This is a genomic window from Variovorax sp. V116 (genome assembly GCF_041154435.1).
Classification (GTDB): domain Bacteria; phylum Pseudomonadota; class Gammaproteobacteria; order Burkholderiales; family Burkholderiaceae_C; genus Variovorax; species Variovorax paradoxus.
This window is the reverse complement of record NZ_AP028661.1, coordinates 4,718,329-4,734,033: the sequence shown is the minus strand read 5'-3', so window position 1 is coordinate 4,734,033 and position 15,705 is coordinate 4,718,329. Positions and strand designations below refer to the sequence as shown.

Below are 15,705 nucleotides of genomic sequence, written 5' to 3'. Positions count from 1 at the left end.
ATTACGTCTGTGTTGTTGCCGCAGAAAATTGATCCCCTAAACCCACCGCGGCCGCTTTTCAATCAATTTGTTCTATCTCTATTGAAGACTCCTCGAGCACCGCCCTTCGTGTGCGAATCGACGGCTATTACTGGACAGGCAAGCCGGATCTAAGGGTCTCAATGGAGGTCGTCATCTGCAGCTGACCCACGGTACGAAGCATGCGAATGACGGCACCGAAATCGGAAAAAACGACCTGCCACATCGACCCGATGCCACCGGAGTACAGCTTGGGATTGAAGCGCGTCGGGCGCGCATAACAGACCGTGACCTCTGCGCGTACCGCCAATGCAAGGCCTGCACCAAGACCCTGCATCTTCGACCCCATGTGCACCAGCGAAAGGGCATGTCCGAGGTGTGCGTCGACAATTTCCACGATGCGTCGCGTCGTCTGCTGATAGTGGAGCGTACTGGTTACCGACATGTTCTCGGAAGTCAGCGCCTTTCCCGAGGAGATGGGGTCGCTCTCGCCCACCAGCAAGCGGTTGATCACCCGCTTCTGGAATTCCAGTCGGAAAGCTAGCTCTTTCGCTGGTGGCTCACCAAAAATCCAGTGCACGTGGTCGCCGACCGGCAGGATCGGCTCGCTCGATAGCCGACGCAGGCACCTGGAAAGCCGTTCAGTGCGGTACGCCGGCAGCGCAATGATGAGTTCCTCTCTGCCTTCTTGAGGCGAGCCGGGATACAACTCGTTGATCTCGACTTCGGCCACGCCGAACTCGTGCAGCGAAGAGGCATCGCCTGATGAACATGCCTTGAGCACCAGCTGCTCTCCATTCACCTCATAGGCGTCTTTGCTAGGCTCGTAGGATTCCGCTTCGGCGTAGGCCACGCGCAACCCCATGCGATGTGTTGCGCTGAACTCCGTCAGTACGGCGCATAGCGTGAGGATCAGACTTCCTGCGGCAGCGCTGATGTCAACCATCACGGAAATCGGTTTCGCGCTCGAATTGGCGACCTGGGATAGCTCGTTCAACATACGAGCCCGCAAGCTGGCTGGATCATCAGCCGCGACTGAAACCGATCGCTCATACGCAGCGTTGAGCAGTTCGAGCAACGGCCCGCGGTTGGCCGCGTTGTCCTCATTGTTTGTCTGATACTCGCAGTAGATGGCGAGTGGATGCTTGGACTTCGAAATATCAACGGTCTGTGCCAGGCGTCCAGCAATTGCTCGGGTACGGTCTTCGAAACCCAGAGCACAAATCAGTACGTCGGGAAACTCACCATCCGAGTCGAACGGTTCGACGGGCGGCAGGTAGCCCTCGACTTCAGAGTAGGAAATCTCACGCACACTGGCCAATTTTTCGCTCATGGCGTATCCCCTTCATCAGCGAACAGCGGCTTGCTCTGATTGCCGTTCTCGTATCTGCGCACAATCTTCTGAGCGAACGCTTTAGGATCTGAAAGCAGCTCATAGATGTCGTCAGTTTTCTTGAGATCGATGTAGTTCTCACGCACCAACGAAAGACCAAAGCTGGGCCGAAAGATCGGCCGCATCTCCCAGCGCGTTGTCTTAGAACCGGGACCCTCTTTTCCCCGGCTGTCGCTGAACGGATGGAACACCGATCGCCGCAGCAATTCTTTGGCGATCCGCGCATGATCGGGCCTGTGCTTTTCGAGTTCGTCCATCACCACAACGGTCGAATCGGTCGATATTTCGATTCGATAGAGCCGACGCGCGTTGCCGTCCTTCTGAGGCGTACCTTCCACCAGGATCGTATGCGCCATGGATCCAAAGGCTTGCAGGATCGCATGCAGCTGGGTGCCGAACGGGTGGTAATCGAGGACCGCGCGGGTGAGCGCCTTCGAGATCGCAACGATGGCTTGGTGTTGATGCTGCGCGCTGATTTTCTTCTCTGTGTCGGGCCCCACACTGGCCTGCATGCACATGGCGTTCACAACCTGCAAGATCGCCGCAATGTCGCCGCTCCACATGCCCGACAACGTGGTCATTCCAAAATAGTAGTAATGATTCCCTTGCTTGGAACCAGTACTGCGAATGAAGTCTGCCAACTTGTTGTCGTGTGCATAGGGCGTAGAGTCGCCGATCAGCGTCTCGCAGCGGCCCTTCCAACCCGCGTACTCAAGACGGCAGTCGATGAGTTCCTTCAAAAAATTCTTCGCCTGATGAGCCTGCAGAACTTCCATCGTCTGATGACCAACGTCAACGACCGTGAATTCGCGGTCCCGGTCGATGGGCGCGCCTTGTGCGTCGGGAATCTTGAAGCCGAAGCGCTCACAGGAAATCTTGAAAAAATGGGATGAACGTCGCTCGAACACGACGCGATTGAGGATCTGCTGGACCTCCGGGTTGATGCGCGTGTCGGTGTAGTCGTCAAGCAGAAAGATCACTGGATGAGACTTGAGCCTCGGGCAGAGTTCGATCAGCTTGGAGGTGACGTCCCCCAGGAATGCATCCGCCAGAAGGAGTGTGGCCGGATGTCCATAGAGCATCTTCAGGTGGACCTGGACACGTGCGCGATCCAGGTCATCCGCGAAATGGAGAAGTCTTGAGGCCGCGGAGGTTCTCGGTGTCTCGATGGACACATCGAAGTGATGGCTTATCCAGCCGATCCAAGCGTCCAGCTGCGAGGGTCGAAGGTCAAAGAACTTCTTGAAGCGCTCGTCGCGAGCGGCCAGGCCAAGTGCTCGCACCAACTCACGGAGCACCACTAGCTGAAAGTAGGTGGAAATGCTCGTGGCCAGCTTCTGGGTTCTGCCTTCTTCGCGAGCGATCCAGAGCAGATGGTTCTGCAAATGGGTCGCACAGCTGATGTACACCCCGAAGCCAGCGTGCTGTTTCGAAGTGTGAGGATCCTCTTCCGAGTTGATCTGGGTAGTCACTGCCATGTACCTGAAGATCATTGACTTGCCGCATCCGCGCGGCCCGGTCAATACGATCGGTTTGGGCTCCAGCACGTCCTGGAACCATGGCAGCCCCGTGCGAAACAGGCGCAGTAGAACCTTGTCGTCAGCCAGATGTTCGGCGGAGATCGCCTCGAAGGGCCTGAATCTGCGCCCTGGAGCATCGGCCTCCGATTGTGAGATGGAATCTCGAAGAAGCATCAGATCGCGATGCAGATCCTCGGAACGAGGATAGAACCGTGCCTGATCGTCATCCGTCAGGCACTGGATGATCGTTCGCATCTTTTTGATGAATACGGCGTGCGATGCAACAACAGAACGCTGTGCCCACAATCCGTTGTGCATCTGGCAAAGCAAATCCACCAGTGCCAGGTGATCGTCCTTGCTCTTCGCCGTCTGCTGTGCGAACGGCTTCAGGCTTCCGAGATCAATTATCACGACGGAGACTTTGCGCAGATCGTCTTCGTTTAGAGCCAGTTCCTTTGCCATCGGGCGGACCATGACGTTGCCCCAGTGCAGATCATCGTGTTTCAAGCCCTTGTTCTTCAGATAGTGGATGGCCCGAACTACCTGCATCGATACCTCGGCAACCAGGTCAGGAGTCAGCCCCCCGATCCGCTGCGCCAAGCTCTCGATGGTTTCCCCTTCGATCCAGTCGGAGATGAAGCACACAAAGCTCTCCGGTGTGTCCGGCATGCCCGCAAAGGGCTGGACCCTCCCGATATGCAAAGGTGGGGCAAACAGGTCACCGGCACCGCGCAGGTTCGTTGCAAGAACGGCCTCGTCCTTTTCGCTTCTTTGTCCGTCATAGTCTGCGGACACGCAAAGCTTGGCGGCGTACTCGGCATTGGTGTCGGGGTCGAGCACTCTGAGGACAAAGCCCTTCTTCCCCATGCGGGATGCAATACCGCTGACCTTCCCATCGACATCTCGCTCGAGGATTTGGAACTGAACAGTCGAGCCACCCGGTTTGCGAAGCTCCAGCGTTTCCGGCAGTATGGCGACTTCCTTGAGCCATGCCCGAAGCCCGTCGGACAGTTGAATGCTTGCCATTGGCGTCTCCCTCGAATTGCGTCGCGTAGTCGATCCGCGCACGGGCGGATGTCGTTGATAGTGCGAATTATCTGCGTATCAAAGCCGTTGCTTGTCGGTTCCGTTGGCTCTACCAATCCTCTCGACTTCGGAATGCGTTGATCTGCTTAGGCAAGACCCAATCGCCGTAGTGCTTGGCCGGGGTTGATTGCGCGAAATGGTCGTTTCATGAGGTCGAGCTTGTTTGCCACCTCCAGGGCAAGACGGACGCATTCTTCAAACTAAGAATTGCTTCCCATACTCAGTTCCTGACGAGCGTCCATCGCGATGACCATCTTCTAAATATCCAGAGCGACTCTGCATTGCCGGTCAAGATCGATGATGCGCTCCCGCACCTTCCATTGGCCCATTGCGACCGCTTGCCGAGTGGGTATCGTCAAGTCGCTGAAGGATCGCACCTTGCGTTCGGGCCGGTGGGGTATCGCAGCAACTTCTGGTTCTCTTTTCTTCCAGGTGCGAAGACCAGGGTCACGTTCGGACACGCGCGCGCTTCGTGCCGTGGCTCCGTCCTGATGCGATCTCCCGGCGGCACTCTCAGGTACCTTTGCGATGGTTGTTGCCGCTGGCGTGCGACGTCCACAAAGCGGGGGCGGTGGAAATTGTGATGCAATCGTGCTGAAAGGCTAGGCTGTCAAGCGATAGCCCTTGACTGAGTGGCCACGCCGTGGCCAAATCAACGGCAACATGATTCAGAGCAAAACCATCCCATCCGCGACGAAGAAGCCAGCTTCTTCCGCCAAGGTGATCTATCTTCCCCAGCAGGTGGAAGCGGTTGCGCAAGCACTGCGCGTATCGGTTCTGGAGGCCTGCGGCAAGTTCGAAGCGGCGACGGGCAAGGGCGACAAGGACTACCTGCGGGCGCTGCACATACAGGCGAAGCTCGATCAAGGTGGGGGCACGGCGCAAACTGCCAAGGCACTCTTCGAGAAATACCGCTCGCGCTTTCGCAACGGATCGGAAATCGATCCCTCGAAGATCAAGCCTGTCCTCAAGTTTGTCCAGCGCAACCAGGAATGGAGCGACCTGTTCTACGCGACGCGCTCGATGTGGTCGATGCCCTACAACAAGGGGTATGGCCGTCGCCTGCGCTTTGTGATCTTCGACGAGTATCACGAGGCCGTGATCGGCATCATCGGACTTCAGTCGCCTCCAGCCGACCTGGCAGCGCGGGACCGGCTGTGGGACTACCCGGACGAAGAAAAACTCACGCTGGTTAATTGCACCCTGGACGCATATGCCGTCGGTGCGATTCCCCCGTACTCCTACCTGCTTGGAGGAAAGCTCTGCGCGGGCATGATTTCCTCGGACACGATACGCCAGGCGTACTGGCGCCAGTACGCGGGCAGGAAGACGCGCATGCTGGACGAGAACATTCAGCAGCCGCTGGCGGCTGTGACGACCACCAGCGCGTTCGGTCGTAGCTCGCAGTACAACCGCTTGAAGTACAACGGCCGCCTGCTGGCCGAGCCGATCGGCTACACGATGGGCTTTGGCACCATCCACCTGGAACACCTGTACCCTGCGCTGTGTTCGTACTTGAAGATGGTCGATGGCTTCACGGACGGCGGCTTCGGGAATGGCCCCAAGGTACGCTGGCAGAACATCTGTCGCGCGTTGGTGCGGCTGGGATTGCCGGCTTCGCTTCTTCAGCATGGCGTCAAGCGCGAGGTGTTTCTCTATCGCCTTGTCGACCAGCTCGACGACGGCATGGCCGGCAAAGGATTCGGGGCACCGATTTCTTTGCCCGAAGCGGACTTCGCTGAGTTCTGGCGCGAACGCTGGGCGGTACCGCGCGCGAAACGCTTCCCGGAGTGGAACCTCGGGAAGGATGTCGATCTCCTCAGACATACGCTGGCCAGCGCGATCGCGGCGCCGCTGGCCAGCGCGCTCTAGCGAGTACTCAGGCACTTGCGATCTGCCCAAGCGCGAACTGCGTGGCCTTGGGAAGGTTCTGTCGCACCAGCAACTCGCTGATCTGGACCAGCAGCGCCGAGCCTCCATCCGGCAATATGCCGTCCACCTGCCGTGGCGCCTGGAATTCCTCCAACGGGCTCACCACCGCCAGCAGTACTGGCTTGCCCGTTGCGCTCGTCACCAGGGTGGGCTTGTGATGCGGCTTGAGTTGATCGTCGGTGAGATCGTCAAGCGTGACTGGCTGCAGATAGGGCTTGTCGTGGCGCAGCAGATCGGTGAACAGCGAATTCGCCGCGCTTGAAATACGGCGCGGCTCGAACGAGCTGAGCTTGCCAGCGAGCAGGTACTCCAGCAATGCGATACCGGTGAAGCGGTCCAGGGCACCGTGGTCCAGGCGGTTGCGGAAGCTGCGCAAGCACCGATAGCACGACAGATCGCAATGCTCCTCGCAGGACTTCATGATGTCGAGCGCCTTCTGGAAAAGCGGAAGTCCCTCGGCGGCCGCAGCGCCTGAGAAACCGGCACCTCCAGGCAGCGTGTCGTAGAGGAAGATTTCGGCTTCCAATCCCTCATTGCCCAGCTGTGTCACCGCCGGCCTGTACTCGGCCAGGATTTCACCGGGCTCGATACCCAGCAGGTCCGTCGCCGCACGCGCCAGTGCTTCGCACAGCGTGCGCAGCGCGACGCGCGTGATCGAAGCGGCCGCATGAAGGCGGATCGGGTCCTCGAGGCGGAAAGAAAAGAGCGCCACGTCGGTGATGAAGTCTGTGCCGAGCACAATCTCCCGAGCTGCTGCGCCACCTTTGCAGGTCTGATCGGCCGGATCGGGATACGGCTTCGAGTGCTCTTGCAGCAAAGGGCTATGGGGTGTGGTGGTCGCTTCGATGCGTCCACAACGAGTGCAATACAAGTACCCCTGCTTGGCAGGCCCGGTATTGGAAACCAGAAGGTGTGTGCGCACCGCAAGATGGCGAACGCGCTCGGACTGCACCACCCATTTGGAATCGTCCGGGCTCTCCATGGTCAGCTTTGCCCTGGTGGCATAGCTGGTCTCGGGGATGTCGTCCGGCGAGGTGACCTCCGGCACGGTGATCGGATGGGCAAAGCCCGTAGGGCGCATCCAATAACGCGCCGGACCCAAGGTCTGCGAGCCCTGGCACGCAGGGCAGTCCATCACATCGCCACGTTTGAGGCCAGCATCCACGAGCTCCGTCCGGGCGTAGCCGCAGCGCGTGCATTCCACATGGAGTTTCCTGCCATCCCACTGCTTGTAGCGTTCGCCCGGCATCGACGAATAGATCGCGCCAGAGGTATAGCACTTGCCTGCAATCCAGACCTGCTTGCCAGGCGCGTACTGGGTCAGTGCCACCGCAAGACCTTGGGCAGGAGCGAACTTGAGCTTGGGTCGGTACTTCGTTGAGCCTTCGACATCGAAAACGTGGAACGTTGCGACATCCGTCGGAAAGGCGTATCGCGGCAGGACCCCCTTGTAGAGCAAGGCATCGAGCAGCGATCTGGCGTCGGGCGGGTTGACGGGCTTTTCTTCGTCCACTTCCGCAGGCACTTCCGGGAGCTCGCCTTCCTCGTCGCCGTTCGCGACGGCAGCGGCGCCGACCAGCGCCGCTGCCGCTGCCAGGTCATCCTCGATTGCCCTGTCGATCGCATCCAGGCAGTCTTCGATCATCCTTCCAGGAGCGTCTGCCTGTCTTGAGCAGACAACTCGCTGGGAATCCATGCATCGACCCGCGAGCGCAGATGATCGGCATTGGCATTGAGCCACGTCTCGAAGTCCTCACGGTTGAGAACGCTTCCTGACAGCGCAAAGTCACTGACCTGGCCCAGCACCGAGAAGAGGTCTCCCTTGCCAACGTAGTCGGCGGGGATTCTTGCCTGATGGTAGGACTGCAGAAGAAAAGCCCGAATGTGACGACAAACGATGTCCGGGTTGTCGATGCTCAACGTGGGATCGATGACCTCCCCCGAGATCATCTTTGCGGGCTCGGAGAAGAAGTGCTCATCATGGGTGTCCGAGCCGCCGAAGGCCACCACGGTCGCGATCGCGTTGCCCCGCCGGCCCGCACGGCCGGCGCGCTGCTGATAGTTGGCGCGGCTGGGCGGCATGTTGCGCAGCGCGACACCGGACAGCTGACCGATGTCGATCCCCACTTCCATCGTCGTGGTACTGGAGAGCACGTCGACCGCAGATGGTGCCGATCGCGCATTGCGAACGGGAATGTCCACGTCCTGGAAAAGCAGTTCGTTTTCCTCCGCCTTGGAGAACACGTCATCGTGCTCCGCGGAGTTGAGCTGTGCGGTGTGTTCGGCTGCAATGATGGAAACTGGCGCTTGCGCGTCTGGCAACAGGGCGGCGATCACGCTGTTGCGGTAGTAGCCCTTGCGCTTCATGAAGACCTCGTCCGCATTCGGATCGAGCGCGAAGATGCTCGCATGACCGCAGTCAAGACACACGGGCAGCAGCCTGACGGGCCGGTGGACCGACTTGCAATCTGCGCAGCGAACCCATTCCCCTCCAAACGCCAGAGAAAGGCGCCGGCCTTGCAGCTGGTGTTTTTTCCCTTCCATCTTCGTCGTGAACACGTCGAGCAGTTTGGGCAGCCACTTCTCGTTGAATGCCTTCTTGGCTGTTGGCGATCCCAGTCTGCTCTCGAAGCGTCGGAACTTTCCCGTTCTCGAGGTGATTTGCACCTTCTTGTCTGGGTGAATCTGGTACCACCGACCCGGCATGTTTCGCAGCCAGAAGCCCGCACCATTCCATTCCCTGATCCACGCCCGGGCCAGCTCCATGCGATCCTGCGCGGTCTCGGTAACGCCTGCGATGTTCGGCAGTGCTTCCACCGCCGCGCGTTGATCCTGATGTTCCACGATGGAAGCAAATGCCAGCGCTTCAAGCCCGAGCGACCGATCTCTCATCGTCGACATCAAATCGGAAAGGAACGCTTCCGGTGGTTCGCCAGGCACGAGCTGTGAGCACAGCGCGCGCAAGTCGTCATCGGAGACATTCAGACCCGGCTTGACCACGTGGCCTGCGTCTGTGAAATCCTGCAGCTTCTCCTGCATCGTCAACTCAGGCCGGAATCGGACCCCGAGTTCACTGGCGGCAATGAGTACCGCCGGATAGAGATGCTCAAGCGACAAGGGGAGCTTGGGTATCTGGGCCAGACGCGTCCATCCGCGAACCATCAAGGGACGCAAGGTATCGCGGGCCGAGTACATCTGCAGGTTTGGAGCGAGACGGGCAGCCACCTGTCGGGAGTCGGAAAAGGCAAGGACCTTGCGGCCTCGCAAGGGTGCAAAGCTTGTTGCAGGCTGAGGTCCCGGGGGCTGCACCTGGATCTGCCGACTGACCAGAACCTGGAATGGCTGATCGCCCTTGGTCTCATGATCCTGAACCGAAGAGCGTCCCTGATAGCTCTTGCGCTCGCAGATGCCACATTGATGAAACACCCCAGCCGAGGCGAGGTACCCGCCGCCACCGCCGTCGTCATCGTCATCGTCCTGAACGGGCTGCGCAATACGGTGCGGCGACAGGTAGACACTCCGCTCACGCTGATTCTTGAGCGGTGAATTGATCTGACCGGTCGTCAGATCGAAACTGGCTTCCTCGGCAAGGTCGGAGTTGCCAGGCTTGACCAGCAAGATGTCCAAAATGTCGAGTTCTTCAATGCTGTCATCCCACATCCGTAGTGGCGCTCCTGCCTCGCTCCAGATGACCGATGGCTTCTCGACGTTGTCACAGTAGCCGCGTGCATATGCGCTCCCGCACACCCGGCACGTGAATAGTTCGAGAACACGGGCATTGCACGCCGCGCACAGATCTCGGGGTTGGGTGTAGAGCTTGCCCACTACGCCCCGAAGTGACTCATCGATTCCCGAGCAGTCAGGGTCCATGCATGCCCACAGCCCCCGCAGTCCTCGAAAGAAGTTATGGACACGGCATGGCAGGAGGCTGGGATCGTCTGGTTTCTTTCGTGCACTGGTTGCCAAGGCGCCCAGATTGGTCAGCGCGAGCTCCGCAACGAGCTTGGGCGAATCGGGAAAAACAAACAGCCCCAGGTCGTTGACGGGTTGTGCATCGCCCATGGTTTTGTTCACTAGCGCGATCAACGGCGGGAAGTTGCTCAAGGCGGCAAACAGCGAACGGTCGATGTTCCCCGGATCGAGGGGCGTGGACTGTGCTGCGAGAAAAGGAGCGACGGATTCGGCACGCTTGGCTGGCTCCTCCGAATAGAACCCGCTCATGTCCAGGCCCGCCAGGAGCTCTGCCTGAGCCGCGCTTCCTTGCCCGCCATGCAGCTGCTTGAGGTAGTCACCTTGGATCACCGTGAAGGATTCAGGCGGCGCTCCAGTCAGCTGGGAAGCAAACTTGGGTGCGTATTCCGGGCTGTCGAAACTTGCCGTCGCACAGATCACCTGGAAGCGTTCGATGGGAATGTCCAGGCGATCCCTCAAGCGGCGCAGCAGCAGACCGACTTCTGCGCCACCCGCACCACGGTACAGATGCGACTCGTCGAGGATCAGCAGAAAATTCTCGTCGGGGTTGGCGGCCAGCCGCGCCCTCGTCTGGTCGAAGATCGTTCGCTCAACAGGGCGCATGAGCATGTACTCGAGCATCGAGTAGTTGGTCACGAGCAGGTCGGGGGCGGCCGATTGGGACTCGTGTCGCGTGAGAAGCTCGGAGTCGCCTGGCAACGTAATTGCGCGAATGAAATTACCTGCGGCATCCTGCCAGTATTTGCCCTTCGGCCCCTTGTACCAGCGCGCCAGATCGGGCTTGGCCGGCCACTTGCCTCGACTCTTGAGGTCTTCGATCATCCGGGCGGCGATCGCCGCATCTTCGTCATCGGCCGCCGCGCGTTCCAGCGCCTTGACATAGAAGTCGCCGAACTGCTTGAGCCTTGTCTGATCTTTCCCCTTCACACGCTTTCCTGCATAAGGCGTGCGGCTGGTGTATCGCGCGAAGCGCGGTGGCCTATCGGCCCAGCCCATAAACATCTCCACGAGCCGGGGGTCCCCGAAGATCCCGCGAAGACGTCCCAGTTGGTCGTTGACCAGGGCATTCATCGGATAGAGGATCATTGCGCGCATGCCGCTTTGAGTCCCGAATGCCTCAGGGCTGGACTGCGCTTCCTTCGCGAGCATGCCAAGAATGGGCATCAGGAAGGACTCTGTCTTTCCTGAACCGGTCCCGGTCATGATGAGTAGATTCTTGCCCTCGACCAAGGTCTCCCGAATGGCCTTGCTCTGGTGCGTGTACGGTGGGTCGTACAGGAGTTGTTTCCCCTTCGCCGTAGGCTGCGAAAGCGTCTCGAACAAGGCGCGCGCGGCCAGAGACAACCCCTTGATATCCCCAAACTTCTCGCCGGTCTGATATCGCGGCGTGGACTCCAGAAATGGCGACTGATGCACCACGCCTATCTCTTCGAGCAGCGCGCGTCGCTGCTTGAGCAACGCGGGGTCGCCGATATGGTAGGTCGCCTCGATGTACTCGATCAACGCCTCACGCAGCTCGGAGGCCACGCCATGAATCGTCTTTGTCATTGAATATCCTCTGGATTCCGTTGATGGACGTACCAGAAGTGATCCTTCAGAAAGGACACTTCTTGCGCCAGTTGCGAGGTCGGTAGCCAGAAAGAAAAGCCACTCAGATCGCCTCTGCCGCGGGGACCGCCGAGCAGGACCAGCCTGCGCCGTGCCGCCATGGGCAAGGGAAACTGGACGTTGAGATAAACACCTTCACCGTCCGGGTCGACACGCGATCGCATGAGGGCCGGATATCCCTGAACCGCATCGATCGCCAGCTGGATTTGCCACGCGACATCGCACGCCCGGGCCGCCTGATCGGGCAGCGGAAGCAAGAGGCTGCGCTGAACCTCGCCTGCCTGGACCTCGCACAGGTACCAGGGCGGCGCACCGTAGGGGTGAGGGTGGCGCCCGATGAAGACGCCGGTCTCACCCTGTGGCTTGGCCCAACGCTGACGGTATGTCGACAGCACATTGGTGGCGTGACGAAGGAGGGATATCTCGGGCAGGTGCCCCTTGATGCCGTCTTGCTGAAGCCGCTTTGTCATGCGCGCAAGAAACTTCTCCGGCGCCTCGGCGTGATGCGATGTCAACCACGCCGCCTCGTTGATCTGCCGAAGACCCAGGCCTGGCAACACGTCGGCCAGCGGTGCGGCGTCGGACGCATCGATGTACCGGGTTGCCCCTAGATGATGCACGTGCTCAAGTATTTCGCCGGGCAGAAAGACGGCGTCGTCCGGAGCTACGCCGAACACGTAGATTCGGCCGTCAGCCCTTTTTACAAAACTGGGCGGCGCGCAAAAAAGCCATGTGGGATGGTCCTCGGCGCCGACCGCTACCACCTTGGACAGCTCGATCAGGTCGCCCGCGATCATCAGATCCTCGATGGAGCCATCCACCTGGTCGGCAATTTCCGCAGTTTTTTCCGGGTCAAGCCTCAGCGATCGAACGGCCGCACTCGCGAGCGCGGTCTTCGGGCATGGGCACATGAAGCCGCCCAAGCGTCTGATGACAGCCGCCACGGTGGACTCGACTTCCCCGTCGAAGGTCGAAGACCGCAGATGCAGATCGGCCTTTAACTGCTGGAACACTTCCAGCTCACTCGCCCGGACGGCGCGGGCGATCATCCTTGCGCTCCCGCACGTTCGTGTCTTCGGCACAGCAGCAGCAGCCGCGCGCCGCGCACAAGCGTCGCGAAAACGTCCTTGCTGGGGCCCACAGGATGCGCCTCGCCATCAAGCAGGAGTGCCGGGTTGAATGCAAGCAACCACGCGGTGCGCACGACCGCCAAGTCTTGCGAGATGCGAAATCCCATCGATTTCGTCCGATGAATATTCTCGATCGTCTCGTCGGGCAAGGTGGTCGCGACTTTGCATGCGAGGCCAAGGGCCACCGCATATGAGATCGGTTGACTGACCGCGTCATCCAGGAGGCCCCAGTTCTCCGCCGTCACATGGCTCGCGAGGCGCTTCTCCAACTTTGCCCAGGGTATGCCGCACACGACCGCGATCAGTTGATCGTGGATGTGATCGAGCACGCGCATCCGCTTGAAGCGTGATATCCCACCGCACGTCCTGGCATTCGCCCAGAGCGCATAGGTGTCGACCAACTCCCTGTCGTCCCTACTCTGTCTCATCTTGTACTCGTCCAGCTCTACACCGAGCCAGCCGAACCCTTTGCCGACATGGGTTGATGACACGACGGCTGCGTATTGATGTTCCTCGGTACGAACCACGAACAGGCCATCTTTCGCCCTGGTGTCGATGCCGATACGCGCTCGGTCAGGGTCCACTGAAGTCCGTTGCATCGGTTGCGAGAAGGACAGGTGCTCGATCTGCAAGGACTTGTCGAAGCCGTCGTTGATGAGTCGCAGCGTGGCGGAGGACTTCGAAACGGTCGTGCCCCAGCGAAGCGGCTCGGGATGGTGCAAGAGTGCGACCCGGTATTCCCCGAGATCTTCCGCGTCGATGCGGATGAAACCACCCGCGGCTTCCAGATAGATTTGCTCGTCCGAGGTCCGGTTCAGAAACGCATGAAGCTTCTCTTCCCAAACCGCTGCCGCAATTGGCAGGCGTTCTTTTTGAAAGACGGTCTGAGCGGACAGTTCTTCATTCGACGCATTTGTGAGCACCAATGTGCAAGTGGCGCGCCGCGCGTGATCACCGTCCACGGAGAGGGCAATTCGCCCTCCGAGCAAGTCCTCGATGGTGGGGGCGGGTGGATGCACGTCAACCACCATTGCGTTGATGCTGAGCTTGCCCGGTGTCCATGCCGTCGGCTGACGGACGAAGAGGCTCAGTTCGACACTTCGCTCCGTTTTGAAGTGCGTGCCGTTCTGCGTGGCGATTGAGACGCGGGTCGCGACGGCAATCTTGTGTCGTCCTACCGAGAGCCCCTGCAGCATGAAATTCATGCTGGGCGAATTGTGGTCGCATGCGAAGGTCTGGACTTCCCCATCGTCAATCGCGAGCTGATAGGCATCGAATTCATGGTCGCGCGTGATCGTGAAGCAGGGGGTCTCGCTGGTCAGCCACACGCCGAGTCCCTCTTCCCCCCACTGACGTGGCAACAAGCCCAGGGGGGAGACGCGAACGCTCAAATGGAAAGAAATGCCGGCGTGCAAAAGTGCCGTCTTCTGCGCCTGCGAGATGACCGTATCCAATGTCAGCTTCACACAAGTCACGCCCGCGCAACGCAACACAACCGGGGGCCCCAGTCGATTGATCAGCCCGGGTTCCCGTGTGACCACCAGGTAGGACTGGCCCGGGATGACATGAGCCGTGGCGATGTGCCTGGCCGTTCCTTCCTCACTCACTCGAAACACCCAGACCTTTGCTGGCTGGAACTGGCATTCAGGACCGACGATCCGATCAAAGAAGCTATCTGCATCGTTGAAACTAAGGACGCACTGCCGTTGGGCAGGCCAATCTACGAGGGTGTACTGCATCCCTCGGGGGGACAACAATGTGCGGCCCAGGAACAGCGCGGTGCCGTGCGCCGGGACCGTATACCTGACCCGTTCCAGGTGTGGCCGGAGTTCTGGCTGAGCATCGACCAGCGGCTGGAACGAGGGGACGCTGAGCACCACCTGCCACTGCGCCGATGCCGTGCGCCGCAGTTCAATGGTTGGGCGAAGCAGCACCCCTTGCCGATCGGTGACTGCAACCACCTGCGGATCTGTCGTACCGGCATGCGGGAGTGTCTGAGTCCAGTAGTTCTGTTTGATCCCTGGCAGCTGGAACTGCAGCTGTGCATATTGCTTCTGGGCATCTCTGAGCCACGCTCTCGCGTGGCCGCGAGAGTTCAGATCCGTCGTGATTCGCTGCAGGGTCGCGGGATAGATGGAGGTCTGTCCGCCGCCATCGCCTTGCAGCAGCGTATGGACCAATCTGCCGACCAGGTCATGCTGCTGCAGCAGGAACCGGAATCTCGACGATGAAACGTAGGAGTGCTGGGCGATCAGCTTGCCGGTAGCTTCCGGTGGCAGGTGAGCAACGGTCCTGAGTTGAAAGCGGATATTGAAGATCGATTGCGCGAGTTGTTCCTGCAAGTCGCGAGGGAGCAGTGCGTTTGCGATAGGCCACGCGATGTACTTGTAGTGCTTGGCCCAGTCACCCTGTGGCTGCACTCCGGAAAACTCGGCGCAAAAAGCCCTGAACCAGTCGCGCAGACGCTTGCGATTGCCGTAGTCCTCCCAGTTGGCCGTGCGTTGAGCGAACGAATACCAGTACTCCTGCCCATCGAAGTCGTACCCCTGTTCCGCAGCGTGCACGACCCATGAGACCTTGAAGTCGGCAAGCATGCGGCGTCTGCCAAGGCTCTTGCCAAGCTGCGCCGACAGAACCTTGACCTCGTCGGGCGCCAGACAGTGCTCCAACGCGAAAAGACGATGGCCACCAGACGCCTTGGACTGAGACAGGTCCGCGAAATGCGATCGAAGTCGCTCTTCGAACAACGCAAGGGTTTCGCTCATGGCGCGATCCGACTTCGCCGCGCATGTCCTGCCAGCCTGCGACGCCGCCCGCCAAACACCCCGAGAAGCTCCTCAAGTTCGCCACTAGTCGGCATTCAACACACCCCTCCGCGTGTCTACGCGCTCGCAAGTTCCACCACCAGTTCAAGCCAAGCCGGATTCATGCGTCTGTGTATGCGTTGGCACCGCCCCTCCGCACGTCCTCTCGCGCCCTTCCGGCCAGTATTCACAGTTGTTATCTTTGTATCTGAATCTAACGGCGCCGAACCTTGAAGGGTCTG

Annotated in this window: 7 protein-coding genes; 1 reads left to right on the top strand and 6 read right to left on the bottom strand. The window is 59.8% G+C overall.

Features of this window, described 5'->3' with window-relative positions; translation table 11 throughout:
* Nucleotides 1-127: 127 nt before the first annotated feature.
* Both ACAM58_RS22655 and ACAM58_RS22650 read right to left on the bottom strand, forming a co-directional pair.
* Nucleotides 128-1,351 carry a hypothetical protein gene (locus tag ACAM58_RS22655; RefSeq protein ID WP_369663591.1) on the bottom strand — a complete coding sequence of 408 codons (1,224 nt, stop codon included), beginning with the start codon at nt 1,349-1,351 and terminating at the stop codon, nt 128-130.
* The gene (locus tag ACAM58_RS22650) at nt 1,348-3,957 is read right to left on the bottom strand and encodes a hypothetical protein (protein WP_369663590.1); all 2,610 of its coding nucleotides are present in this window, start codon (nt 3,955-3,957) and stop codon (nt 1,348-1,350) included. The genes ACAM58_RS22655 and ACAM58_RS22650 overlap by 4 nt, the downstream gene beginning before the upstream one ends.
* A gap of 723 nt (nt 3,958-4,680) precedes the next feature.
* On the opposite strand from ACAM58_RS22650, the gene ACAM58_RS22645 reads away from it, so the two are divergent.
* Nucleotides 4,681-5,889 carry a Druantia anti-phage system protein DruA gene (locus ACAM58_RS22645; protein WP_369663589.1) on the top strand — a complete coding sequence of 403 codons (1,209 nt, stop codon included), beginning with the start codon at nt 4,681-4,683 and terminating at the stop codon, nt 5,887-5,889.
* A gap of 7 nt (nt 5,890-5,896) precedes the next feature.
* Here the strand turns inward: ACAM58_RS22645 and ACAM58_RS22640 are convergent, their stop codons facing one another.
* From ACAM58_RS22640 to ACAM58_RS22625, 4 genes are read right to left on the bottom strand one after another with little or no spacing between them, the layout of a single operon-like run.
* On the bottom strand, nt 5,897-7,594 hold the full coding sequence (locus ACAM58_RS22640) for a DUF1998 domain-containing protein (RefSeq protein WP_369663588.1): 1,698 nt from the start codon (nt 7,592-7,594) through the stop codon (nt 5,897-5,899).
* Nucleotides 7,591-11,469, bottom strand: coding sequence for a DEAD/DEAH box helicase (locus ACAM58_RS22635; RefSeq protein WP_369663587.1), 3,879 nt, complete (start codon nt 11,467-11,469; stop codon nt 7,591-7,593). Before ACAM58_RS22635 ends, ACAM58_RS22640 begins: the two co-directional genes overlap by 4 nt.
* A complete protein-coding gene (locus ACAM58_RS22630; RefSeq protein ID WP_369663586.1) occupies nt 11,466-12,578 on the bottom strand; it encodes a hypothetical protein in 1,113 nt (370 codons plus the stop codon). Before ACAM58_RS22630 ends, ACAM58_RS22635 begins: the two co-directional genes overlap by 4 nt.
* Complete coding sequence (locus tag ACAM58_RS22625; RefSeq protein ID WP_369663585.1) at nt 12,575-15,424, bottom strand: hypothetical protein; 2,850 nt, start codon at nt 15,422-15,424, stop codon at nt 12,575-12,577. The genes ACAM58_RS22630 and ACAM58_RS22625 overlap by 4 nt, the downstream gene beginning before the upstream one ends.
* Nucleotides 15,425-15,705 lie beyond the last annotated feature (281 nt).

Bases quoted from the DNA above. Each gene is read 5' to 3' on its own strand.
- ACAM58_RS22650 (WP_369663590.1), bottom strand. From the start codon at position 3,957: ATGGCAAGCATTCAACTGTCCGACGGGCTTCGGGCATGGCTCAAGGAA.
- ACAM58_RS22625 (WP_369663585.1), bottom strand. From the start codon at position 15,424: ATGAGCGAAACCCTTGCGTTGTTCGAAGAGCGACTTCGATCGCATTTC.
- ACAM58_RS22645 (WP_369663589.1), top strand. From the start codon at position 4,681: ATGATTCAGAGCAAAACCATCCCATCCGCGACGAAGAAGCCAGCTTCT.
- ACAM58_RS22655 (WP_369663591.1), bottom strand. From the start codon at position 1,351: ATGAGCGAAAAATTGGCCAGTGTGCGTGAGATTTCCTACTCTGAAGTC.
- ACAM58_RS22640 (WP_369663588.1), bottom strand. From the start codon at position 7,594: ATGATCGAAGACTGCCTGGATGCGATCGACAGGGCAATCGAGGATGAC.
- ACAM58_RS22630 (WP_369663586.1), bottom strand. From the start codon at position 12,578: ATGATCGCCCGCGCCGTCCGGGCGAGTGAGCTGGAAGTGTTCCAGCAG.
- ACAM58_RS22635 (WP_369663587.1), bottom strand. From the start codon at position 11,469: ATGACAAAGACGATTCATGGCGTGGCCTCCGAGCTGCGTGAGGCGTTG.